This window comes from Pseudomonas triticifolii, from assembly GCF_014358015.1.
In the GTDB taxonomy this organism is placed as follows: Bacteria; Pseudomonadota; Gammaproteobacteria; order Pseudomonadales; family Pseudomonadaceae; genus Aquipseudomonas; species Aquipseudomonas triticifolii.
This window is the reverse complement of record NZ_JACONV010000004.1, coordinates 243,779-265,612: the sequence shown is the minus strand read 5'-3', so window position 1 is coordinate 265,612 and position 21,834 is coordinate 243,779. Positions and strand designations below refer to the sequence as shown.

Below are 21,834 nucleotides of genomic sequence, written 5' to 3'. Positions count from 1 at the left end.
CGGCCGCTACTCGGTTCTCGTTTCGCCACTGAACACCAGCGTCTGACGGCAGCGTCTGCACAGATAGCGCCGGCCTTTGCGCACCATGCTGTGGCGCTGGGCGGTGAAGGGGAAGTCGCTGTCGGCGCACGGGCAGCGATAGATGTAGCGCGTCACGCTGCGACGCTTGACGGCGTAGGTATGGCAGCGGTTGGGCGGCAGTTCGTACACGCCGCGCATGATCAACTGCCACTCTTCGCCGTGCGGTTGAATGCTGCCACCGAACAGCTGATGAGCGATTAGGTGCGCGACTTCATGCGGCACCGTCTGGCGCAGGAAGTCTTCGGCGTTTTCCTGATAAAGCTGCGGATTGAAGCGCAGCAGGTTCTCGTGCAAATGGGCAACGCCCGCTTTCTGACCGCGTAGCTTGAAGCTCACGACCGGCCGTTTGAACGTGCGTTTGAAGAAGGCTTCGGCTTGTTGATAGCAGGTTTCGACGCGGGAATTGAGTTGATCGGGCATGCTGTGTGGCTCTCCAATGCGCCAAGTATGCCGTAATGTGGGGGGCAGCTGAAAATGTAAGCCGCCAGGTGGTCATTTATATCGCCAGGCCTGCGCCTCGGCAGACCCGTTCAGCGCATGCTCATTGTGTGTATTGCGGACCTATTCCGATGCCCCACAGCACGACGGTAAACGCCATGATCGCAACCAGTACCACCAGACCGACCGCGAGTACGGAACTTGAGAACATGAAACCCTCTTCAGAGGGCAGATTCATGAAGGTCGGCAGGCCGACGTATAGCAGGTAGACCGTGTAACAGACTGCTGCTGTCCCGACCAGCATGCCCAGCCATACGTGTGGATAGAGCGCCGCCAGCCCGCCGAAGAACAGCGGTGTGGCGGTGTAGGTCGCGAACGCGATGCAGCGTGCAAGCGAGGGTGTTGCGTCATAGGTGCGCGCCATCCAGTGAATGAAGCTGCCCATGACTCCCACGCCTGCCAACATGGAAGCATATGACATGACTGCCATCCAGATGGCGCTGCCATGGGTGAGCATGACCGGCGGACGTTCGCCGATCACCCAGCCCACCTGCGTGGTGCCTATGTAAGCTGAAACGATTGGAATGGCGGCTAGAATCAGCGTATGCGTGAGGTACAGGTGGCCGATGGTCTCTTCCTCGCCACGGATCTGCTTCCATTCCTGATCGGGGTGCGTGAACAGCCCCCAGACGTGATGGATCATGAGCGTACTCCTCGATAGTCGGATTCGCCTTCATCGATCAGTATAGAAACCTCGTCCGCCGGTATCACCGAAGGCTTAGAGCGATTGGTCATGTACAGGTCGCTGTTGATAGCTCACGGCACTGAGTTGCCGCACAAGCGTCTTGTTTAACCCGCTCGCGGTTTTGCGTAAAATGGCCGCCTTTTCTCACTGTCATCGTCAGCGGATACCACCAGTACATGGGCACCCTTTCAGTCAATCAGAACAAACTGCAGAAACGCCTGCGTCGGCTGGCCGGCGAAGCGGTTGCCGACTTCAACATGATTGAGGAGGGTGACAAGGTCATGGTCTGCCTGTCTGGTGGCAAAGACAGCTACACCATGCTGGACGTGCTGATGCACTTGCAGAAAGTCGCGCCGATCAAATTCGACATTGTCGCGGTGAACATGGACCAGAAACAGCCCGGCTTTCCCGAGCATGTGCTGCCGGCGTACCTCAAAGCGCTGGGCGTCGAATACCACATCGTTGAGAAAGACACTTACTCAGTGGTCAAGGAATTGATTCCTGAAGGCAAGACCACCTGCTCGCTGTGCTCGCGCCTGCGCCGCGGCACGCTATACACCTTCGCCGACGAGATCGGCGCCACCAAGATGGCGCTGGGTCATCACCGCGATGACATCGTCGAGACCTTCTTCCTCAATCTGTTCTTCAACGGTTCGCTTAAGGCCATGCCTCCCAAATTGCGGGCTGACGATGGCCGCAATGTGGTGATCCGTCCGCTGGCGTACTGCCACGAGCGTGACATTCAACGCTATTCGGATTTCAAGGCGTTCCCGATCATCCCGTGCAACCTGTGCGGCTCGCAGGAAAACCTGCAGCGCCAAGTGGTCAAGGACATGCTTCAGGACTGGGAACGCAAAACGCCTGGCCGTACCGAAAGCATCTTCCGCGCCCTGCAGAATGTGCAGCCGTCGCAACTGGCCGACCGCAACCTGTTCGATTTCACCCACCTGCGCATCGACGAAACCGCTGCCTCGCGGTTCGTCAACGTGGTCAATATTTGAGCGTAATCAGTGGTTGACGGTGAACGCCAGCATGGCTGACAGCTGGCACATCGGCCTGCCGCTTTCGGCGTGCCACTGATTGAACGCGTCCTGCACAATGGCCTGATCGCGCTTGCTGGTCGGCACCTTGTCGACGATGTTCTGCGCGTTCAGCGCTGCCACCACGTCATAGCTGGGAATGAAGGTGTCTTTGCCAACCATGCGCAGGAAGCGCGGCGCGGACAGCCCGCCCATCTGGTTGCCATGCTTGGCCAGGTATTGCCACAGCCCGGTGATGTTATCGATCGGCCACTCGGCGATGAACTGGCCGAAACTGCCGTGCTCCTGCTCGATGTCCAGAATCAGCTGCGCGTTGCGGGGCACGCTCTTGAGCTTGCCCAGATGGCGAATGATGCGCGCATCCTGCATCAGGCGCTCCAGGTGGTCGGCACCCATCAAGACGACTTTTTCCGGGTCGAAGCGAAAGAATACCTCTTCGAACGCGGGCCATTTGGAGTCCACCAGGCTGTGCTTGAGACCGGCCCGAAACACGCGCAGGGCAAGGGTGGATAAATAGCGGTCAGCGCTGATGGCTTGCAGCTGTTTAGGCGTTTTCGGGGTGGGCAGGTGGGCTTCCAGTGCTTTGGCGGAGCCGAAACGGTTCAGGCAATACTCGTTCAGCCATTTGTAATCGTGCATCGGTTCTCCAAAGGACAGTCAAAAGGCAGGTCGAGGGTTCAGACCTGCCCGATCGCCGCAAGTTTGCGATTTAGCTGATAGCGCCAACGCAGGTCGGCAAACAGCAGGTAATACACCGACAGCAGCGCGATCATGCCCAGAAAACAGATCAGGCTGACGACCCGGCTGACACGCACCCGAGGTTCCAGCCATTCCCTGGCTGGCAGCGCCTTGGGCGTTTTAGCCACGCGGAGCTTCCAGTTGCAGCGCGGTCTTCGCCAGACGCTGACCCTGGGCGCGACACAGGTCGGTTTCGTGACGGTCCAGCGGGCGCTTGCCGTCTGCACCTGCGTGGTGGCTTGCGCCGTAAGGCGTGCCGCCGCCAGTGGTTTCCAGCAGCGCCGATTCACTGTACGGCAGCCCCATGATCAGCATGCCGTGGTGCAACAGCGGCAGCAGCATCGACATCAAGGTGGTTTCCTGACCGCCGTGCAGGCTGGCGGTGGAGGTGAACACGCAGGCAGGCTTGCCGACCAATGCGCCGGTCAGCCACAGGTTGCTGGTGCCGTCGAGAAAGTACTTGAGTGGCGCGGCCATGTTGCCAAACCGGGTCGGGCTGCCCAGCGCCAGGCCGGAGCAGTGCTTGAGGTCATCGAGGCTGGCGTACAGCGCGCCGTTTTCCGGGATGCTGGGCGCGGTCGCTTCACAGTCGGCGGAGATGGCGGGCACGGTGCGCAGTCGCGCTTCCATGCCGCCCAGTTCGATACCCCGGGCGATCTGGCGGGCCATTTCGCTGGTGGAACCGTTTCGGCTGTAATACAGAACCAGAATGTAAGGCGTGCTCATGGCAATAGCTCCAGAACGTTCTCGGGTGGACGGCCAATGATGGCCTTGTCGCCAACCACCAGTATCGGTCGTTCGATCAGTTTCGGATGGGCAGCCATGGCGGCGATCAATTGCTCATCGTTCAGGCTCGGGTCAGCCAGGTTTAATTGTTTGTAGTCGTCTTCGCCCGTGCGCAGCAGTTGCCGTGCAGTCATGCCCAGCTTGCCCAGCAGCTGGCGTATTTGTTCGGCATCCGGCGGTGTTTCCAGATACAGGACGACGTCGGGAGTCAGGCCGCGGGCCTGAAGCAGTTCCAGCGCGCCGCGGGATTTGCTGCAGCGCGGGTTGTGATACAGCGTCAGATCGGTCATTTGCAGGTCGCATCTTGCTGGGAGTGGCGCGTATTCTACCCACGCGAGGGCACTGTTCGACATATTGAGTGGTCAATAGTCGCATTCGCGGTCATAAGTAACCGGTCATCAGAGTCGAGGAAGGAAGCACAGATGGTAAGGCGATTGGCAGCAGCGGTGACGCTTATCGGCAGTTTGCTGCTCAGCGGGTGTGGCGTGGATCTGGGCGCGGACCAGAACGGTCAGAAGGTGTCCAGCGAGCGCATTGACGGCCACTGGCTGGTGGTGAACTACTGGGCCGAATGGTGCGGGCCGTGCCGGACGGAGATCCCTGAATTCAATGCTTTGTCCGAGCAGTTGAAGGACAAGAAAGTCACCGTGTTGGGGGTCAACTTCGACAACCTGCAGGGCGACGAGCTGAAAAAGGCCGCCGACGCGCTGGGTATCAAGTTCACGGTGCTGGCGCAGGACCCGGCCGAGCGCTACGAGCTGCCGCCGTCCGAGGCGCTGCCGGTGACGTACATCATCGACGACAAGGGCAAGATGCGCGAGCAGTTGCTGGGCGAGCAGTCCGCCGCGACGGTGATTCAGAAGCTCAAGACGTTGCGCGGGGAAGGGTGATTCAAGGCTAACGATCTGAACGCAGACGGTTTGAGGTGCCACAACGTCTTCGATCACGTTTCTTTAGTGAGTGACAGGTTGTCTGATAAGAGGCGGCTTGCCGGCGATCCGGTTTTTCAGGCGACCTGTCATCGTCTGAATTGACGCTATCGCCGGCAAGCCGCCTCCCACAAAGAATGCGTTTGTTCAGCAGTTTTGTATCAGCTCTCTTCTAGCCAGAACCGCAGCGGCTTGCCTTCAGCTGGCCACAAGCGCAATTGCTGGATCGGCGAGATGTCCCAGCGCTGCACGGTGGACATGGACTTCAGGAAGCGCTGTTCCTGCTCCATCAGCGCCGGTGCGCACATCTTGCGGGTCTTGCCTAATGCGCCGAAGCTGATGGTGCCGTCGCGCAAGCTGTACGGCGCAAACCAGTGGTTGCAGCCTGCGTTGCCATAAGCGCGACCGTCGGCACCGAGTGTCATGGTCAGGCGGCTGTTGTCGATCAGCGGGCGTTCGCCGATCCATTCCATCACGTAGCTTCGATCCTGCTCAATGGTCGGCGTTTGCGTCGCGCAGCCGGCCACCAGCGCGCTACCGATCAGGCTTGCCAGCAACAACTGTCTCATGCCGCCGGCCCCTGGCACTTCTTGCAGAAATGCTTCTCGCCTTCGGTTGTCCAGCCCAGTTCCGCAATGCGGGCGGTGGCGGCAGGTTTCTGCGCCTTGATGCCCAGCTTGCTCTCGACCATGAACTCGAACTTCAGCTCAGCGTTGCAGCTGTCGCAGTGGACCTGCCACTCATGGATCGCCAGTTCGTCGAAGACCGGACCGTGGGCAACCGCCACCCATTGCCCGGGCGGGTTGATCAGGTGCCGGACTTTTTCGACCGACAGACGCATGTAAAGGCTTTTGCTGCCCTTGATGGTCACCAGCAATTGATCGTTGTTGTGGATCGAGCCGCCGTTGCCGGTGACCTGATAGCGACCAGGCCCCAGGGTGCGGCATTCGGTCAGCGTGTGTTGCGGGTTGAGCATGCTGTAGCGGAAATCGTGTTCGGCCATGGGTCCTCCAAAATTGCGCGCATCCTAACATGCACAGGCGCGAGGTTAACCCTCTACCCGGTTCTGCGGCGTGCCCGCCGACCAGGCGACAATGTTGTCCAGCGTCGTGCGGGCGATGGCACCCAATGCCTCTTTGGTCAGGAAGGCCTGGTGTGCCGTCACGATGACGTTGGGGAAGGTCAGCAGACGCGCCAGCACGTCGTCCTGCAACGGCAGGTCGGAACGGTCCGCGAAAAACAGTTGGGCTTCCTCTTCGTACACGTCCAGCCCCAGATAGCCCAGTTGACCGGTTTTCAGCGCGTTGATCAGCGCGGGCGTTTCCACCAGTGCGCCGCGTCCGGTATTGATCAGCATGGCGCCGGGTTGCAGGGTCGCCAGCGATTGTTCGTTGATCAGGTGGCGGGTCTGCTCGGTCAACGGGCAGTGCAGGCTGATGATCTGCGCCTGAGCCAGCAGGTCGGGCAAGCTCATGTACTGCGCGCCCAGTGCTTCAACGTCGGGAGCGGGGAAGGGGTCATGGGCGATCAATTTGCAGCCGAACCCGGTCATGATTTTTGCGAACGTCGCGCCGATCTGACCAGTACCGACCACGCCGACGGTCTTGCCCACTAGATCGAACCCCGTCAGGCCATGCAGGCTGAAATCGCCATCGCGGGTCCGGTTGCAGGCGCGGTGCAGGTGGCGGTTGAGCGACAGGATCAGTGCCACCGCATGTTCGGCCACGGCATGCGGCGAATACGCCGGCACCCGTACCACACTCAATCTCAGGCGCTGCGCCGTGGGAAGGTCCACATGGTTGAAACCGGCCGAGCGCAGCGCGATCAGGCGTGTACCGCCTGCGGCCAGCCGTTCGAGTATCGGGGCACTGAGCTCGTCATTGATGAACGCACAGACCACCTCGAAGCCGTCCGCCAGGGCCACGGTTTCGAGGGTCAGACGCGCGGGCTGGAAGGTCAGCTCCAACCCGTCTGGCAGTTGTTCGGCGAGAAAACTGGCGCGGTCGTATTCCTGACTGCTGTAGATGAGTACACGCATGGGGGAGGGTCCTTTTGCGGAATCAAAAATTGATCGTGCCAATGCTTAGCGTTCGCATGCCGCCCGGGACGCGTAGCGTTGTACACAAATTTGCGGCAACCAACGGACTGTGGGAGGCGGTTTGCCGGCGATGCTTTTTCTGAAGCGACTTTTCGGTGACTGAACCGACGCCATCGCCGGCAAGCCGCCTCCCACAGGGTATGCATCAGTCCGGCGCTTAAAAAGAGCTCTTTAAGATCACGCCGTCACCCGCGCTTCGGCCGCCAGTCGGGTAATGGCCTTGTCCAGGTCATCCAGCGCCTGTTCGGTATGTGGCGCGTCCTGTTTGAGCAGGGTTTCGGTGCGCTGGCAGGCCGCGCGCAGTTGCGGAACGCCGCAGTAACGGGTTGCGCCGTGCAGGCGATGAACACGTTCGATGATGCTTTGCGTGTCCTCGCTGGCTCGTGCGGCACGAATGGCCTCGCGGTCGGCGTCCAGCGAGGCCAGCAGCATGGCCAGCATGTCGGCTGCCAGATCGGCTTTGCCCGCTGCCAGTCGCAGTCCTTCTTCATGGTCCAGCACCAGCGGACCGACGTGCGCCTCAATGCTCTCGGCCTGACGTTCGGGTATCGGGTTGCGCAGCGCCAGACCGGTCCACTTGAGCACCACCTGCCCCAACTGCCGTTCACTGATGGGCTTGGTCAGGTAGTCGTCCATGCCGCTTTGCAGCAGCGAGCGTTTTTCGTTGGCCATGGCGTGCGCCGTGAGGGCGACAATCGGCAGTGAGGACTGATTGCGTTCGGTTTCCCAGGCGCGAATCGCCTCAGTGGCCTGGCAGCCGTCCATGCCCGGCATCTGCACGTCCATCAGCACCAGATCGAACGCCTCCTGCTGCACGGCGCTGACGGCAGCGTAGCCCCCGTCCACCGCCACGACTTCGGCACCCATGTCCTCGAGCAGGGTCTGCACCAGCAACAGGTTGGCCGGGTTGTCATCCACGCACAGTACACGGGGTGGCCGGCTTGAGAGTGGCAGGCTGATGTCGGTGCGCACGGCCCTTGGAGCGATCAGCTCGGACAGCGCTTTCTGCAATTTTCGGGTACAGGCGGGCTTGGCTTGTAACTGGGTGTACACGTCATGTACCGCCAGCTGGAACAGCGCGTGCTCGGTGGTCGGGCACAGCACCATGACTTTGCAGTTGAGGTTTTCCAGGTCCCAGATGTGCTGGCGCAAGCGCTCGGGCGAGATTTCCAGCGCGGTCACGCCCAGCACGGCAAGGTCGATAGCCAGTGGCGTCTGATGCGCGGCCGTTACACCGTTGAGCAGGTTTTCGAGGTTATTGAAAACCACTGTCTGCAGTCCGCAGTCCTCCAGTTGATGTTCCAGTGCCTGACGCGCCAGGTCATGGTGTTCAAGCACGGCAGCGCGCAGCCCGTCGAGGGGCTGATTGGCGGTTTCTTCCTTATCCTCGCGAGCCTTGGGCAGGCTCAGGCTGATCCAGAACTCCGAGCCTTCGCCGGGTGTGCTGTCCACACCGATCTCGCCACCCATCTGCTCGATCAGACGCTTGGAAATCACCAGCCCAAGACCTGTGCCGCCCGGTTGTCGGGACAGGGAGTTGTCGGCCTGACTGAACGCCTGGAACAGTGCCCGCACATCCTGACTGGACAGGCCGATACCGGTGTCCTGCACGCTGATGCGCAGTTGTGCGGTGTCCTCGGTTTCATCCTCAAGCATGGCGCGGGCGACGATGGTGCCTTCGCGGGTGAACTTGATCGCGTTGCTGACAAGATTGGTCAGGATCTGCCGCAGGCGCAGCGGATCGCCCGACAGCGCCAGTGGCGTGTCGCGGTACACGAGACTGACCAGCTCAAGCTGTTTGGCGTGGGCGGCCGGGGCGAGGATGGTCAGCGTGTCTTGCAACAGGTCGCGCAGGTTGAACGGAATATTGTCCAGCACCAGTTTGCCGGCCTCGATTTTCGAGAAGTCGAGAATTTCGTTGATGATGGCCAGCAGGTTGTCCGCCGACTTTTCGATGGTGCCCAGGTAGTCGTACTGACGCGGGGTCAGTTCGCTTTTTTGCAGCAAGTGGGTGAAGCCGAGAATGCCATTGAGCGGCGTGCGGATTTCGTGGCTCATGTTGGCCAGGAACTCGGACTTGATCCGGCTGGCTTCGAGCGCCTCCTTGCGGGCCAGGTCCAGTTCGATGTTCTGGATTTCGATGGTTTCCAGATTCTGCCTGACGTCCTCGGTCGCCTGATCAATGCTCATCTGCAGTTCTTCCTGCGCATTCTGCAGGGTCGCGGCCATGCGGTTGATGCCCGAAGCGAGTTCATCCAGTTCCCGGCTGCCCAGTGGCGGCAGGCGTGTTTCCAGGTTGCCGTCCTTGAGTTGCGACACGGCCTGTTTGATCTGGCTCAGCGGGCCGTTGATGGTGCGGCTCATGCGCACCGCCAGAATGGCCGTGACGGCCAGGCCACTGGCGATCAGCAACAGACTGGCGAACAGGCTGCGGTAGCCGCGCAGCAGCGTACCGTTGTGGGAGATTTCGAGCTCTACCCAGCCCATCAGCGTATCGGCTTCGGCAGGAATGATCGGGCTGGTGAGATGACGCTGGTGCCCGAACACTGGCAGCAGATAACGGGTCGCGTCATTGCCGGACGAATTGAGCAGTTGGGTGCTGCTGCCAATCGGCGAGGGGCTGATCATGGTGGGCCCGGCATGGGCCAGAACGCTGCGGTCGACATCCAGAAACGACACGGCGCGCACGTCTGTCTGTTCGAGTGTCTGGGTCGCGATGCGGCTCAGCAGGATCTTGTCCTTGCGGCCCAGCGCGTTGGCCGACAGCGGTGCCAGGTCCTGAGCGATCATTTCGCCGCGCTGCAGCAACTGGCTCTGCAGTTCGTGCAGTTGCATCCAGGTGAAGTAACTGCCCAGCACCGCCGCCATCAGGCTGGCAGGCAGAATCGTCAACAGTAATACGCGGCCTTTTATGCCCAGCTTGGTCAGCACGCTCTCTCTCCAGCAACCGGTATCAGTCCGTCGAAATCAGGCAGCAGTCGCTTGGCCCTATCGGCACGAGGGCATGAGTTTAGCCATTTACCGAGAGCGTGGGCAGATTAGTGTGGTGGTCGAGGCGCGCTCGACAGCGAGGGGGCTCGTTATGTCTTTTGGTTATAGGTCGCGCACTTTGCGTGATATGGGGTTTGAGCGTTTGCCGTTATGATAGGCGCCCCCGCAGTCTGGATTGCGAATACGCCATGACCCTGCAGTATAAAACCATTGCCGATTGCGTCGGCAACACCCCGCTTGTGCGTCTGCAACGCATGGCGGGTCACACCAGCAATACCCTCTTGTTGAAGCTTGAAGGTAACAACCCCGCAGGCTCGGTCAAAGACCGTCCGGCGCTGTCGATGATCACGCGCGCTGAACTTCGCGGCCAGATCAACGCCGGTGACACCCTGATCGAAGCCACTTCCGGCAACACCGGTATCGCGCTGGCCATGGCCGCCGCGATCAAAGGCTACCGCATGATCCTGATCATGCCTGACAACTCCAGCGCCGAGCGCAAGGCAGCGATGACCGCCTACGGTGCCGAACTGATCCTGGTCAGCAAGGAAGAAGGCATGGAAGGTGCCCGTGACCTGGCCGAGCGTATGCAGGCCGAAGGTCGCGGCAAGGTGCTGGATCAGTTCGCCAACGGCGACAACCCCGAGGCGCACTACACCTCCACTGGTCCGGAAATCTGGCAGCAGACCGGCGGCACCGTCACTCATTTCGTCAGTTCGATGGGCACCACCGGCACCATCATGGGCACCTCGCGCTACCTCAAGGAGCAGAATCCCGAGGTGCAGATCGTGGGTCTGCAACCGATGGAAGGCGCGTCGATTCCTGGCATCCGCCGCTGGCCATACGAGTACCTGCCGAAGATCTATCAGGCTGACCGTGTGGACCGCATCATCGACATGGGCCAGACCGAAGCCGAAGAAACCATGCGTCGTCTGGCCCGTGAAGAAGGCATTTTCTGCGGTGTCTCGTCGGGCGGTTCGGTGGCGGGCATGCTGCGCATTTCCCGCGAAGTCGAGAACGCCGTGATCGTGGCAATCATCTGTGACCGAGGCGACCGTTACCTGTCGACTGGCATTTACGACGCGCCCAACTGATGGCCAAGCATGAGAGAGGACTGCGCTTCCAGCCAACCGGCGGCGTCAAGACCGTGCAGGTGCCTGTTGGCAAAAAACAGCGCCTGACCATCGAGCGTCTGTCGGATGACGGGCGCGGCATTGCGTTTCTGGAAGGCAGAACCTGGTTCGTCGCCGGCAGCCTGGCGGGCGAAGAGGTCGAAGCGCGGGTGCTCAATGCACGCGGCAAGGTGGTCGAAGCGCGCACCGAGCGGGTCTTCACCGCCAGCGAAATGCGTCGCCCACCCGTGTGCAAGCACTTCGGGCGTTGCGGGGGGTGCAGCGTGCAACACGTGCCTCATGACGAGCAGCTTGCCCTGAAACAGCGCATGCTCGCCGAGCAATTGCTGCGTGTGGCCAATGTCGTACCGCAGGAATGGGCGGCGCCCCTGAGCGGCTCCGAACTGGCCTACCGCAGGCGCGCTCGGGTCGCGGTACGCTGGGACATCAAGGCCAAACGACTCGACGTCGGTTTTCGTGCGACGGCCAGCCAGGACATCGTCAGCATCGAGCAATGCCCGGTGCTGGTACAGGCCTTGCAACCGATCATGACGCAACTGCCTGCCATGCTGCGCAGTCTGAGCAAACCTCAGGCGCTGGGGCATGTCGAGCTGTTCAGCGGTTCTGAAACGGCTGTGCTGCTGCGCCATACCGCGCCGCTGGCCGATGCTGATCTGAACATTCTCAAGGCATTCTGTGCCGATCATGGCGCGCAGTTGTGGTTGCACGGCGAGGGCGATCCGCAACCGGCGAACGCCGGTGATGAGCTGGGCTATCGCCTGGAGCCTTGGAATCTGGAGCTGGAATGGCGTCCGGGCGATTTCATTCAGGTCAACGCAGCGGTCAACACCGCGATGATCGAACAGGCGCTGGACTGGCTGGCACCGGCGGCCGATGAACGGGTCATGGACCTGTTCTGCGGGCTTGGCAACTTTGCCTTGCCGCTGGCCGGGCTGGCGAAGGAAGTGGTGGCTGTCGAGGGCGTTGCGACCATGGTCGAACGTGCGTCGATAAACGCCATGAGTAATGATCTGCACAATGTGCAGTTTTTTCAGGCGGATCTTTCGCAGCCGCTGACGAACGCGAACTGGGCAGCCGAGGGGTTTTCTGCGGTACTCTTGGACCCACCGCGTGACGGTGCATTTGAAGTGGTTCGCCAGATCAGGAAATCAGGCGCTCAACGGTTGCTCTATGTGTCATGCAACCCGGCAACTTTGGCCCGCGATACGGTCGAACTGGTCAATCAGGGCTATCGACTGAAACGTGCCGGAATTCTCGATATGTTTCCTCAGACGGCGCATGTCGAGGCGATGGCTTTATTTGAAATGAGTAAGTGAGTGGCGGTTCATTGGATCGAGTCAGCTGCTGACAGGGAATCTCATTTAATCCGACTGGCCCGCGAATGTCGGTCCTTGCTTGCCCGGCAAGTGGCATTCGCTCAGAAGGCTGGCGACTGATGGCGCTATTCATCGCGCCGTAGGGAAGGTAAGCAGCATGGTACAGGTGAGAGCGCACCAGCCGATAAACACAGACGGCAGTATCAACCTCGACGCATGGCTTGATCATATTGTCAGCGTCGACCTGGTCCTGGACCGGGAAGTCATGAAAAAGGCCTGTGAGTTCGCCCGGCAAGCCGAGCAGAACGACAAGGCACTGAAGAATCACTGGGCAGACGGCACCTCCAGTTTTCAGACCGGTCTGGAAATAGCGGAGATTCTGGCTGACCTCAAGCTGGATCAGGATTCGCTGGTCGCAGCGGTCATTTACCGTGGCGTGCGCGAAGGCGTCATCCCTTTGCCGGACGTCGAGCAGAATTTTGGCGCGACGGTTGCCAAGCTGATCGACGGCGTGCTTCGCATGGCCGCGATCAGCGCCAGTCTCAGCCCGCGCCAGTCGCTGGTGCTGGGCAGTCAGGCTCAGGTCGAGAACCTGCGCAAGATGCTGGTGGCGATGGTCGACGATGTACGCGTCGCGCTGATCAAGCTGGCCGAGCGCACCTGCGCCATTCGTGCGGTGAAAAACGCCGACGACGAAAAGCGCAACCGTGTGGCACGCGAAGTCTTCGATATCTATGCGCCGCTGGCCCATCGTCTGGGCATCGGGCACATCAAGTGGGAGCTGGAAGACCTGTCTTTCCGTTACCTTGAGCCTGACCAGTACAAGCAGATCGCCAAGCTGTTGCACGAGCGTCGACTGGACCGCGAGCGGTTCATCAGTGACGTGATGTCCCAGCTGGAAAACGAGCTGCTGGCTACCGGCGTCAAGGCCGACATCAGCGGCCGCGCAAAGCACATCTATTCCATCTGGCGCAAAATGCAGCGCAAGGGGCTGGCGTTCAGCCAGATCTACGACGTGCGTGCAGTGCGTGTACTGGTCCCGGAAATGCGCGACTGCTATACCGCGCTGGGTATCGTGCACACCTTGTGGCGGCACATTCCCAAGGAGTTCGACGACTACATCGCCAACCCCAAGGAAAACGGCTACCGCTCGCTGCACACGGCCGTCATCGGGCCGGAAGGCAAGGTGCTGGAAGTTCAGATCCGTACCCATTCGATGCACGAAGAGGCCGAGCTGGGCGTCTGCGCGCACTGGCGTTACAAGGGTACTGACGTCAAATCCGGCTCCAATCACTACGAGGAGAAAATCTCCTGGTTGCGCCAGGTGCTCGAATGGCACGAGGAGCTGGGTGACATTGGCGGGCTGGCCGAGCAGTTGCGCGTCGACATAGAGCCCGACCGCGTCTACGTCTTCACCCCTGACGGCCATGCCATCGACCTGCCCAAGGGCGCGACGCCGCTGGACTTCGCCTACCGGGTGCACACCGAGATCGGCCACAACTGCCGTGGCGCAAAGATCAACGGCCGGATCGTACCGCTCAACTACAGCCTGCAGACTGGCGAGCAGGTCGAGATCATCACCAGCAAGCACGGTACGCCGAGCCGCGACTGGCTGAACTCGAACCTGGGTTACATCACCACCTCGCGGGCGCGGGCCAAGATTGTCCACTGGTTCAAGCTGCAGGCCCGTGATCAGAACGTCGCGGCCGGCAGAACCTTGCTCGAGCGCGAACTGGCGCGTCTGGCCCTGCCGCAAGTCGATTTCGACAAGCTCGCCGACAAGGCCAATCACAAGACCGCTGATGACATGTTCGCCGCACTGGGTGCCGGTGATTTGCGTCTGGCGCAACTGGTCAACCTGGCTCAGCAGCAGGTCGAGCCGGATCGGATGAACGAACAGCTGGAGCTGATCCCGCGCAAGGCCACGGGCTACAAGCCGGGCAAGCGTGGCGATATCCAGATCCAGGGTGTGGGCAACCTGATGACGCAGATGGCCGGTTGCTGCCAGCCGCTGCCGGGCGATGCCATTGTCGGTTACATCACTCAAGGGCGCGGTGTGAGCATTCACCGTCAGGACTGCGCCTCGGTGCTGCAGCTGGGCGGGCGCGAGCCCGAGCGGATCATTCAGGTCAGTTGGGGGCCGGTGCCGGTGCTCACCTATCCGGTGGACATCATCATTCGCGCCTACGACCGGTCGGGTCTGTTGCGTGACGTGACCCAGGTGCTGCTCAACGAGCGGATCAACGTCCTGGCGGTCAATACGCGCTCCAATAAGGAAGACAATACCGCGCTCATGTCGCTGACCATCGAAATTCCGGGTCTGGACGCGCTGGGCCGGTTGCTGGGGCGCATTTCCCAGTTGCCGAACATCATCGAAACGCGCCGTAACCGGACGCCTTGATTCAGGGCTCTCCGTAAGCCTCCACTGTCCGGTTACTGACCGGCAGGGGTGGCGCAGCGGTAAAAGAGATTTTGCAATGCACACACTTCAAGACCTGCTGCACCTCATGGCCCGATTGCGCGATCCGCAATACGGCTGTCCTTGGGATCTGAAGCAGACCTACGCCACCATCGTGCCGCACACCCTCGAAGAAGCCTACGAAGTGGCTGACGCCATTGAGCAGGGCGATTTCGATCAGCTTCAGGGTGAGCTGGGCGATTTGCTGTTTCAGGTGGTGTTCTACGCTCATCTGGCCAAGGAGGAAGGGCGTTTCGAGTTCGACGGTGTGGTTGATGGCATCGTGCGCAAGTTGCTGCGTCGTCATCCTCATGTTTTCCCGACCGGCGAGCTGTATGCGCCGATGGAAACCCCGCGTCTGAGCGACGAAGAGGTCAACCGGCGTTGGGACGAGATCAAGGCCGAGGAACGCGCAGAAAAGTCGTCCGCGCCCGAGCAGTTGTCTCTGCTCGACGACGTACCCGTCGCACTGCCTGCACTGAGCCGCGCCACCAAGTTGCAAAAGCGTGCCTCGCAGGTCGGTTTCGATTGGCCTGCCGCACTGCCGGTGATCGACAAGGTCCGCGAAGAACTCGATGAAGTGCTCGAAGCGATGGTCGATAATGACGCCGAAGGCATCGCTGAAGAGATCGGTGATCTGCTGTTTGGTGTGGTGAATCTGGCCCGACACCTTAAAGTTGACCCGGAAACTGCGTTACGCTCGGCCAACAGCAAATTCGACAGACGCTTCCGGTTTATTGAACAGGCTTTGCGCCACGCCCAGCGGCCCATCGAGGATTGCAGTCTCGAAGACATGGACGCGCTGTGGGGCGAGGCCAAACGTCAGGAAAAAAACGCACCCCGCTGCGGCTGAGTGGTTGCTTAAGAGAGAGAAAAGAGATGGCGGGTATTTCACTTCGTGACCAACTGCTCAAGGCAGGTCTGGTCAACCAGAAGCAGGCCAAGCAGGTCAGCAAGGACAAGCAGAAAGAGCAGCGCCTGGTGCACAAAGGGCAGGCTCAGGTCGACGACTCGCAGAAGCGTGCGGCTCAGGAAGCGCTGGCCGAGAAGGTCAAGCGCGATCAGGAACTCAATCGTCAGCAGCAGGAAAAGGTCGAGCAGAAAGCCCGCACTGCGCAGGTCAAGCAGCTGATCGAGGCTTCGCGCCTGCCCAAGCTGACCACCGAGGATTACTACAACTTCGTCGATGACAAGAAGGTCAAACGCATCTCGGTCAACACGCTGGTGCGCAACAAGCTCAGCAGCGGCTCGCTGGCGATCGTTCATCATGGTGGCGGTTACGAGATCATCCCGCGTGAAGCGGCCCTGAAGATTCAGGAGCGCGATCCGCGCCGGATCGTGTTGCTCAATACACCGACCGAAGCGCCGGATGCAGACGATCCGTACGCCGCCTACCAGGTGCCTGACGACCTCATGTGGTAAGTGAAGACCAGCATGACAAAACCCGCCTTGAGCGGGTTTTGTCTTTCTACAATTCTGAAAGTGCGTTTAGTGGTTGCGCTGGTTTTCCAGGGCTTCCAGTTCTTCCTTGTAGCGATAGGCCTCGGATTCTATGTGAAACATGCCGACCAGTTGATCCTGTTGATGCACGTCCCAGATCTGGATGCCGTCGGCAACGGCTTCGTGAGAGAGGTGGGCGTCGTCGCGTTCAGTAACTCTGACAGTCATAGTAGTTAGCTCCTGACTTTAATGGCCTGAATGGTTAGGCCTCTGGATACTGCGGCGATGTGTCGCAGGACTCTTTTATAGAATCTGTTAGCTGGCTAAGTAAATAGGCTGTTCAGGTTCCCGGCTGGTCAAAAACTGATCGTTGTGCGCCAGCCCTTGAAAACCGTGGGCTGCGGGTAAGTAGCGGTTAAATGAAGGATTTTTCATGTGCCTTGCTGGTTGGTACAACTGCCATAACCGCTATCGCCTGAAAGAACGGATGCGCAGCGTTCTGCAAGAAAATGCTACCCGACGCTGAGCGCCGGGCAATAAAAAGCCCCGCATTGCGGGGCTCTGTGCAGCAGGGGATTACGCCAATCAGCTGCCTTTGACAGCCTTGCCGTTCACCGTGCCGTCCTGCAGCATGATGTTGTATTCCTTGCCGTCGGTTTCGACCTGTTGCAGACGGACCAGCAGGTAGTCCCAGTCCTTGGCGAACCACAGCACGGTGATGCGCTTGCTTTGTGTCGGATCGCGCACACGCTCAACCTTGATCGCATCGACCTGGCCAGCTTTGGTGTCGACTTTCTCCGAACCCAGCACGCGGAAGTCGTAGGTGTCGACTTCATCGCCGTCTACCACCTGATAACTCATGCTCTTCTTGCCGGCAGCCACGTCATGCTGCAAGGCGAGCTGGTAAGTGGACTTGTCGAGGATGCCACGGTTGAGCGGCAGCTTGATCGCGTCGCCACGGTCGGTGCCGGTCACGAACTTGGTGTTCCAGTCGAACGCCAGATCAACTTTCTTCGACTTGCCCAGGCCACTGCGCTCGAAGGTATAGGTCTGTGGCAGCAGGGTTTCCTTGTCGACCTTCAGGGTGCTGACTTCGGTCAGGCTGGCGATCATCATCGAAGCCTTGAAGTTCAGGGTCCAGGTGCCGTTGGGGCCGGCTTCAAGGCTGCGTTCTGCCGTACCGCTCATGGGCAGTTGCTTCCAGTCGGCGGTGTAGCTGGCGGAGAAGGGTTGAAGATCTGCGGCCTGTGCAGCAGGCAAAGCGAGCAGAGCGAAAGCGAAGAGCAGAGCACGACGCATAGTATCTCCTAGGGTTGAATCAAATGGCCGCTGGCCGGGAGTAGCTCGTCGTCCAGTAATGCGCCGTTCTCGCCCAGTGTCAGTCTGCCTTCGGCAAACCAGCGTATTGCCAGTGGGTAGATACGGTGTTCCTGAACGTGCACCCGTTGCGCAAGCGTGGTGGGCGTGTCGTGTAACTGTACCGAAATAACTGCCTGTACGACCAGAGGGCCGCCATCGAGTTCCTCGGTCACGAAATGCACGCTGCAACCGTGTTCGGCATCGCCAGCCTCCAGCACCCGCTGATGGGTGTGCAGACCTTTGTAGCGCGGCAGCAGGGAAGGGTGGATGTTGAGCAGGCGACCCTGATAGTGACGGACGAAGTCAGCGCTGAGGATGCGCATGAACCCGGCCAGTACCACCAGCCGGGGCTGGAAGGCGTCGATCAGCTCGACCAGCGCGGCATCGAAGGCTTCGCGTCCTTCATACGCCTTGTGGTCCAGCACGCAGGTCTCGATGCCTGCGTCTCTGGCGCGTTGCAGGCCGAAGGCATCATCACGGTTGGAGATGACAGCGCGGATGCGGACGGGGCTGGCCCCGTCCCTGAAACTGTCGATCATCGCTTGCAGGTTGCCACCGGTGCCGGAAAGCAGCACCACGACATCGCAGGTGGCTGACATCAATGCGCCTTGAGGTTTTTCAGCTCGACTTGCGCTGCACCTTCGGTGGCAGTGGCGATCTGGCCGATCACCCATGGCTGCTCGCCTGCTTCACGCAGCACGTTCAGCGCGGTTTCGACATGTTCCTGCGCCACGCAGATCACCATGCCCACGCCGCAGTTCAGTACGCGGTGCATTTCGTTTTCTTCAACGTTGCCCTGCTGCTGCAACCAGTCGAACACGGCCGGACGCTGCCAGCTGGCGACGTCGACCACGGCCTGAGCGCCTTGTGGCAGAACGCGCGGGATGTTGTCCAGCAGGCCACCACCGGTGATGTGGGCCATGGCCTTGACGGCGCCGGTTTCCTTGATGAGCTTGAGCAACGGCTTCACGTAGATGCGGGTCGGTGCCATCAGCAGTTCGGTCAATGGCTTGCCGTCCAGCTGGATGTTCTCGATGTCGGCACCCGCCACTTCGATGATCTTGCGGATCAGTGAGTAACCGTTGGAGTGCGGGCCGGAAGACGGCAGTGCCAGCAGCGCGTCGCCAGCAGCGACCTTGGAGCCGTCGATGATTTCAGCTTTCTCGACGACGCCGACGCAGAAACCGGCCAGGTCGTAGTCTTCGCCTTCGTACATGCCTGGCATTTCAGCGGTTTCACCGCCCACCAGCGAGCAACCTGCCAGTTCGCAGCCAGCGCCGATGCCGGTCACAACCTGAGCGGCGGTGTCGACGTTCAGTTTGCCGGTGGCGTAGTAGTCGAGGAAGAACAGCGGCTCGGCACCGCAGACCACCAGGTCGTTGACGCACATGGCCACCAGGTCGATGCCGATGCTGTCGTGCTTGTTCAGGTTCAGCGCCAGACGCAGCTTGGTGCCGACGCCGTCGGTGCCGGAAACCAGCACGGGTTGCTTGTAGCCAGCCGGGATTTCGCAGAGGGCGCCGAAACCTCCCAGGCCGCCCATGACTTCCGGACGCTTGGTGCGCTTGGCCACGCTCTTGATGCGTTCGACCAATGCTTCACCGGCGTCGATGTCTACACCGGCGTCTTTGTAGCTCAGGGAGGGTTGCTTGCTCATAAAAAATCCAGGCCTTTAGGGGGGATTCGGAGGTATCGACCGCTGCGATGGGTCCTGTTCAGCAAAGCGCCAGGTGCGCAGTGCCAGGTTGGGTCATCGCGATTGCCGGTCTGCGAAGGCGCGCGATTTTATCAGGCTTGCCCTCGTGGGGCCATCCTTGCGCCGACGGTAGGAGGGGGTTCTACAAAATAAACCGCGCAGGTTGAGCCCTGTCGGTTCGTCTGCAAGCGTTTAGGGTGTACTTTAAAGGGGGATTGAATGAATGGTGGCGAACCGCTGTCCTAGGCTCATCACGCCATTTGAAACCCTCCTGAGACTGCTGTTCTTTACTTTTTTCCGTTCGGGAACTGTCCATGCGTTTTTCCAGAATTCTTTTAGTCGGCTGCCTGTCCCTGTTCAGCCTGCCGACCCTTGCCGAAACAGTGAACAATCTCTATCAGGTGCGCGAACCGGTCAGTGGCCAGTCGCCTGATGAGCGAGCCCGTGCCACTCAAGCGGCCGTCGACACGCTGGTACTGCGCCTGACCGGCGACGCCAAGGCTGCTCAAGGTTCGGCAATTGCCGCGCTGCGCAAGGACCCTCAGCAGATCATCAGCCAGTACGGCTATGAAGCCGGGCCGCCTGAAACCTTGTTGGTCGATTTCGACCCAGCCACCACTGATCGTGCACTGCGACAGGCAGGTCTGCCGATCTGGGGCAGCAACCGCCCGTCGATCCTGGGCTGGTGGCTGAATGACTCGGTCGAAGGCTCCAATCTCGTCGGCGACGGTCAGGCATCGGCCGAGCCGCTGCGCCGCGCCGCGCAGCACCGGGGGCTGCCGTTGCGTTTGCCGCTGGCTGACTTGAGCGAGCAGGGTATCGGCACCGCCAAGACACTGGAGGGTACCGACGCTGCACCGCTCAAGGACGCGTCGGAGCGCTATGGCGCCGATGCAATTCTGGCGGTCCATGCCCGCGAGGAAGCCGGGCAATGGCAAGGCAAGTGGCGTCTGTGGCTGGGTGAGCAGCGCGAGCAGGGCACCGCGACCGGGGCCAGTTCAGAGGCGTTGGCCGACGCCGTCATGCTGGCTGTCAGTCAGCGTCTGGCCCCACGCTTCGTGGCCAAGCCGGGGCAATCCACCGGCCTGCTTATGCAGGTGCAGGGCATGAACCTTGAGCGTTACGCACAATTGCTGCAATTGCTCGATCCGTTCGGCGTGCGGGTGAAGCTGGTCGAGGGGGATCGCGTGACGTTCGAAGTCAACGGCAGTGCCGATCAGCTTCGTTCGCAAATGTCGCTGGCCAAGCTTCAGGAAGTGCCGGCGAGCGAGGCAGCGGCTGCAACGGCAACACCGCCTGCGCCTGCCGCACCGATTGATGCCTCCGCACCTGCCACGGCACCTGCGTCGGCGCCAGCTCCCATGATTGTCCCGGCGGCTGCGCCACAATTGTATTTCCGCTGGTAATCCGGCAAGCGCACTTTTACTTGGGTTGAGAGACATTGATGACTGATACGCGACGTTGGTTCTGGATCGGCGGACTGGCCCTGGTGGTGGTATTCGTGGTGCTGCTGCACACGATCCTCACCCCGTTTCTGGTGGCGCTGTTGCTGGCCTACATGGGCGATCCGCTGGTGGATCGCCTGGAGCGTGCAGGGATGTCGCGCACGCTCAGCGTAGTGGCGGTCTTCGGCCTGTTCACGCTGGTACTGATGGCGCTGCTGTTGGTGCTCGTGCCGATGCTCGCCAAGCAGTTGTATCGTCTGTACGAGCTGGCCCCGCAAATGCTCGACTGGCTGCAGCACTCGGCCTTGCCGTGGGTGCAGGCCAAGTTCGGGCTGTCTGACGGGTTCTGGAAGTTCGACAAGATCAAAGCCGCGCTGTCCGAGCACATGGGGCAGGCCGGCGACATCGTTTCCATCGTTCTGTCGCAGGCCACCGCGTCGAGTCTGGCGCTGATCGGCTGGCTGACCAATCTGGTGCTGATCCCGGTGGTGTGTTTCTACCTGCTGCGCGACTGGGACGTGATGATGGGCAAGATTCGCGGTCTGTTGCCTCGTCAGCGCGAAGGGCAGATCGTCAAGCTGGCGGGTGAGTGTCATGAAGTACTGGGCGCGTTCATTCGCGGACAGTTGCTGGTCATGGTCGGCCTGGGTGTGATCTACGCAGCGGGTCTGATGCTGGTCGGGCTGGAACTGGGGTTGTTGATCGGCGTGATTGCCGGTCTTGCGGCCATCGTGCCTTATATGGGCTTCGTGATCGGGATCGGTGCGGCGCTGGTGGCCGGATTGTTCCAGTTCGGCGGCGATCTGTATCCGATGATGGGCATCGTTGCGGTGTTCATGATCGGCCAGGCGCTGGAAGGCATGGTGCTCACGCCGTTACTGGTGGGTGATCGTATCGGTCTGCACCCGGTGGCGGTGATCTTCGCGATCCTTGCCGGTGGCGAACTGTTCGGTTTTACCGGCATCCTGCTCGCCTTGCCGGTGGCGGCCGTGATCATGGTGCTGGTGCGCCACGTTCATGACGTTTATAAGGATTCGGAGATCTACGCCGGGGCCGAAGACCCCGATTTATAAGGGCTTTTGAGCCTTGATGCCATGAGCCTCCTGATGGGCAGATGCTGTGTCCATCGAGAGGCGCTAAACAC

General features: G+C 60.6%; 22 protein-coding genes and 1 pseudogene. 9 read left to right on the top strand and 14 right to left on the bottom strand.

Annotated elements, in window-relative coordinates:
- Positions 1 to 6: 6 nt before the first annotated feature.
- Positions 7 to 501: a SprT family zinc-dependent metalloprotease gene (locus tag H8S56_RS10150; protein ID WP_024685979.1), complete on the bottom strand. Its 495-nt coding sequence runs from the start codon at positions 499 to 501 to the stop codon at positions 7 to 9.
- A 121-nt stretch (positions 502 to 622) separates the two neighbouring features.
- Positions 623 to 1,222 (bottom strand): Yip1 family protein, encoded by a 600-nt coding sequence (locus H8S56_RS10145; protein ID WP_024685980.1) that lies wholly within the window; start codon positions 1,220 to 1,222, stop codon positions 623 to 625.
- A 218-nt stretch (positions 1,223 to 1,440) separates the two neighbouring features.
- Between H8S56_RS10145 and ttcA the strand changes: the two genes are divergently transcribed.
- Positions 1,441 to 2,265, top strand: coding sequence for a tRNA 2-thiocytidine(32) synthetase TtcA (gene ttcA, locus H8S56_RS10140; RefSeq protein ID WP_187518547.1), 825 nt, complete (start codon positions 1,441 to 1,443; stop codon positions 2,263 to 2,265).
- 6 nt (positions 2,266 to 2,271) lie between these two features.
- On the opposite strand, the gene H8S56_RS10135 is transcribed toward ttcA, so the two are convergent.
- The 4 genes and pseudogenes from H8S56_RS10135 to arsC form a co-directional block, all read right to left on the bottom strand.
- A complete protein-coding gene (locus H8S56_RS10135; RefSeq protein ID WP_187518546.1) occupies positions 2,272 to 2,943 on the bottom strand; it encodes a DNA-3-methyladenine glycosylase I in 672 nt (223 codons plus the stop codon).
- 89 nt (positions 2,944 to 3,032) lie between these two features.
- A pseudogene (locus H8S56_RS10130) lies at positions 3,033 to 3,170 on the bottom strand (DUF2069 domain-containing protein); the annotation flags it as partial.
- The gene (wrbA, locus tag H8S56_RS10125; protein WP_187518544.1) at positions 3,163 to 3,768 is read right to left on the bottom strand and encodes an NAD(P)H:quinone oxidoreductase; all 606 of its coding nucleotides are present in this window, start codon (positions 3,766 to 3,768) and stop codon (positions 3,163 to 3,165) included. The gene wrbA and the pseudogene H8S56_RS10130, both read right to left, overlap by 8 nt.
- Complete coding sequence (arsC, locus tag H8S56_RS10120; RefSeq protein WP_024685984.1) at positions 3,765 to 4,118, bottom strand: arsenate reductase (glutaredoxin); 354 nt, start codon at positions 4,116 to 4,118, stop codon at positions 3,765 to 3,767. Before arsC ends, wrbA begins: the two co-directional genes overlap by 4 nt.
- Positions 4,119 to 4,250: 132 nt before the next feature.
- On the opposite strand from arsC, the gene H8S56_RS10115 reads away from it, so the two are divergent.
- Positions 4,251 to 4,718, top strand: coding sequence for a TlpA disulfide reductase family protein (locus H8S56_RS10115; protein ID WP_187518543.1), 468 nt, complete (start codon positions 4,251 to 4,253; stop codon positions 4,716 to 4,718).
- Positions 4,719 to 4,918: 200 nt separating this feature from the next.
- Here H8S56_RS10115 and H8S56_RS10110 read toward each other — a convergent pair whose 3' ends face one another.
- The 4 genes from H8S56_RS10110 to H8S56_RS10095 form a co-directional block, all read right to left on the bottom strand.
- Entirely contained in the window at positions 4,919 to 5,326 is a 408-nt protein-coding gene (locus tag H8S56_RS10110) for an META domain-containing protein (protein ID WP_024688940.1), read from the bottom strand.
- On the bottom strand, positions 5,323 to 5,760 hold the full coding sequence (locus H8S56_RS10105) for a hypothetical protein (RefSeq protein ID WP_187518542.1): 438 nt from the start codon (positions 5,758 to 5,760) through the stop codon (positions 5,323 to 5,325). Before H8S56_RS10105 ends, H8S56_RS10110 begins: the two co-directional genes overlap by 4 nt.
- Before the next feature lie 45 nt (positions 5,761 to 5,805).
- Positions 5,806 to 6,795, bottom strand: a complete 990-nt coding sequence (locus tag H8S56_RS10100; RefSeq protein WP_187518541.1) for a 2-hydroxyacid dehydrogenase — start codon at positions 6,793 to 6,795, stop codon at positions 5,806 to 5,808.
- Positions 6,796 to 7,032: 237 nt separating this feature from the next.
- A complete protein-coding gene (locus tag H8S56_RS10095) occupies positions 7,033 to 9,786 on the bottom strand; it encodes a response regulator (protein ID WP_024688943.1) in 2,754 nt (917 codons plus the stop codon).
- A gap of 248 nt (positions 9,787 to 10,034) precedes the next feature.
- Here H8S56_RS10095 and cysM point away from each other — a divergent pair, with 248 nt between their 5' ends.
- From cysM to H8S56_RS10070, 5 genes are all read left to right on the top strand, one after another.
- Complete coding sequence (cysM, locus tag H8S56_RS10090; protein WP_024688944.1) at positions 10,035 to 10,937, top strand: cysteine synthase CysM; 903 nt, start codon at positions 10,035 to 10,037, stop codon at positions 10,935 to 10,937.
- Positions 10,937 to 12,292, top strand: a complete 1,356-nt coding sequence (gene rlmD, locus H8S56_RS10085; RefSeq protein WP_024694958.1) for a 23S rRNA (uracil(1939)-C(5))-methyltransferase RlmD — start codon at positions 10,937 to 10,939, stop codon at positions 12,290 to 12,292. The genes cysM and rlmD overlap by 1 nt, the downstream gene beginning before the upstream one ends.
- Positions 12,293 to 12,449: 157 nt before the next feature.
- Positions 12,450 to 14,693: a GTP diphosphokinase gene (gene relA, locus H8S56_RS10080; protein ID WP_187518540.1), complete on the top strand. Its 2,244-nt coding sequence runs from the start codon at positions 12,450 to 12,452 to the stop codon at positions 14,691 to 14,693.
- Between the two features lie 76 nt (positions 14,694 to 14,769).
- Positions 14,770 to 15,603: a nucleoside triphosphate pyrophosphohydrolase gene (gene mazG, locus H8S56_RS10075; protein ID WP_187518539.1), complete on the top strand. Its 834-nt coding sequence runs from the start codon at positions 14,770 to 14,772 to the stop codon at positions 15,601 to 15,603.
- 26 nt (positions 15,604 to 15,629) lie between these two features.
- Positions 15,630 to 16,172: a DUF2058 domain-containing protein gene (locus H8S56_RS10070; protein ID WP_024688948.1), complete on the top strand. Its 543-nt coding sequence runs from the start codon at positions 15,630 to 15,632 to the stop codon at positions 16,170 to 16,172.
- Positions 16,173 to 16,238: 66 nt separating this feature from the next.
- Here the strand turns inward: H8S56_RS10070 and H8S56_RS10065 are convergent, their stop codons facing one another.
- The 4 genes from H8S56_RS10065 to purM all read right to left on the bottom strand — a co-directional run bounded on the left by H8S56_RS10065 (position 16,239) and on the right by purM (position 19,206).
- Entirely contained in the window at positions 16,239 to 16,418 is a 180-nt protein-coding gene (locus H8S56_RS10065; RefSeq protein WP_024688949.1) for a hypothetical protein, read from the bottom strand.
- A 357-nt stretch (positions 16,419 to 16,775) separates the two neighbouring features.
- The gene (locus H8S56_RS10060; protein WP_024688950.1) at positions 16,776 to 17,489 is read right to left on the bottom strand and encodes a DUF3108 domain-containing protein; all 714 of its coding nucleotides are present in this window, start codon (positions 17,487 to 17,489) and stop codon (positions 16,776 to 16,778) included.
- Between the two features lie 8 nt (positions 17,490 to 17,497).
- Positions 17,498 to 18,148 carry a phosphoribosylglycinamide formyltransferase gene (gene purN, locus H8S56_RS10055; RefSeq protein WP_187518538.1) on the bottom strand — a complete coding sequence of 217 codons (651 nt, stop codon included), beginning with the start codon at positions 18,146 to 18,148 and terminating at the stop codon, positions 17,498 to 17,500.
- Positions 18,148 to 19,206, bottom strand: a complete 1,059-nt coding sequence (gene purM / locus H8S56_RS10050; RefSeq protein WP_187518537.1) for a phosphoribosylformylglycinamidine cyclo-ligase — start codon at positions 19,204 to 19,206, stop codon at positions 18,148 to 18,150. Before purM ends, purN begins: the two co-directional genes overlap by 1 nt.
- A 353-nt stretch (positions 19,207 to 19,559) precedes the next feature.
- On the opposite strand from purM, the gene H8S56_RS10045 reads away from it, so the two are divergent.
- Complete coding sequence (locus H8S56_RS10045; RefSeq protein ID WP_187518536.1) at positions 19,560 to 20,651, top strand: DUF2066 domain-containing protein; 1,092 nt, start codon at positions 19,560 to 19,562, stop codon at positions 20,649 to 20,651.
- Positions 20,652 to 20,689: 38 nt separating this feature from the next.
- Positions 20,690 to 21,763 (top strand): AI-2E family transporter, encoded by a 1,074-nt coding sequence (locus H8S56_RS10040; protein WP_024688954.1) that lies wholly within the window; start codon positions 20,690 to 20,692, stop codon positions 21,761 to 21,763.
- Positions 21,764 to 21,834: the final 71 nt, after the last annotated feature.

What these genes read in the sequence shown, in the direction of transcription:
- rlmD (WP_024694958.1), top strand. Translation starts at nt 10,937, where the DNA reads ATGGCCAAGCATGAGAGAGGACTGCGCTTCCAGCCAACCGGCGGCGTC.
- H8S56_RS10145 (WP_024685980.1), bottom strand. Translation starts at nt 1,222, where the DNA reads ATGATCCATCACGTCTGGGGGCTGTTCACGCACCCCGATCAGGAATGG.
- relA (WP_187518540.1), top strand. Translation starts at nt 12,450, where the DNA reads ATGGTACAGGTGAGAGCGCACCAGCCGATAAACACAGACGGCAGTATC.
- H8S56_RS10070 (WP_024688948.1), top strand. Translation starts at nt 15,630, where the DNA reads ATGGCGGGTATTTCACTTCGTGACCAACTGCTCAAGGCAGGTCTGGTC.
- mazG (WP_187518539.1), top strand. Translation starts at nt 14,770, where the DNA reads ATGCACACACTTCAAGACCTGCTGCACCTCATGGCCCGATTGCGCGAT.
- H8S56_RS10065 (WP_024688949.1), bottom strand. Translation starts at nt 16,418, where the DNA reads ATGACTGTCAGAGTTACTGAACGCGACGACGCCCACCTCTCTCACGAA.
- H8S56_RS10100 (WP_187518541.1), bottom strand. Translation starts at nt 6,795, where the DNA reads ATGCGTGTACTCATCTACAGCAGTCAGGAATACGACCGCGCCAGTTTT.
- H8S56_RS10135 (WP_187518546.1), bottom strand. Translation starts at nt 2,943, where the DNA reads ATGCACGATTACAAATGGCTGAACGAGTATTGCCTGAACCGTTTCGGC.
- arsC (WP_024685984.1), bottom strand. Translation starts at nt 4,118, where the DNA reads ATGACCGATCTGACGCTGTATCACAACCCGCGCTGCAGCAAATCCCGC.
- H8S56_RS10115 (WP_187518543.1), top strand. Translation starts at nt 4,251, where the DNA reads ATGGTAAGGCGATTGGCAGCAGCGGTGACGCTTATCGGCAGTTTGCTG.
- wrbA (WP_187518544.1), bottom strand. Translation starts at nt 3,768, where the DNA reads ATGAGCACGCCTTACATTCTGGTTCTGTATTACAGCCGAAACGGTTCC.
- H8S56_RS10045 (WP_187518536.1), top strand. Translation starts at nt 19,560, where the DNA reads ATGCGTTTTTCCAGAATTCTTTTAGTCGGCTGCCTGTCCCTGTTCAGC.
- H8S56_RS10060 (WP_024688950.1), bottom strand. Translation starts at nt 17,489, where the DNA reads ATGCGTCGTGCTCTGCTCTTCGCTTTCGCTCTGCTCGCTTTGCCTGCT.
- H8S56_RS10150 (WP_024685979.1), bottom strand. Translation starts at nt 501, where the DNA reads ATGCCCGATCAACTCAATTCCCGCGTCGAAACCTGCTATCAACAAGCC.
- ttcA (WP_187518547.1), top strand. Translation starts at nt 1,441, where the DNA reads ATGGGCACCCTTTCAGTCAATCAGAACAAACTGCAGAAACGCCTGCGT.
- H8S56_RS10040 (WP_024688954.1), top strand. Translation starts at nt 20,690, where the DNA reads ATGACTGATACGCGACGTTGGTTCTGGATCGGCGGACTGGCCCTGGTG.
- cysM (WP_024688944.1), top strand. Translation starts at nt 10,035, where the DNA reads ATGACCCTGCAGTATAAAACCATTGCCGATTGCGTCGGCAACACCCCG.
- purM (WP_187518537.1), bottom strand. Translation starts at nt 19,206, where the DNA reads ATGAGCAAGCAACCCTCCCTGAGCTACAAAGACGCCGGTGTAGACATC.
- purN (WP_187518538.1), bottom strand. Translation starts at nt 18,148, where the DNA reads ATGTCAGCCACCTGCGATGTCGTGGTGCTGCTTTCCGGCACCGGTGGC.
- H8S56_RS10105 (WP_187518542.1), bottom strand. Translation starts at nt 5,760, where the DNA reads ATGGCCGAACACGATTTCCGCTACAGCATGCTCAACCCGCAACACACG.
- H8S56_RS10110 (WP_024688940.1), bottom strand. Translation starts at nt 5,326, where the DNA reads ATGAGACAGTTGTTGCTGGCAAGCCTGATCGGTAGCGCGCTGGTGGCC.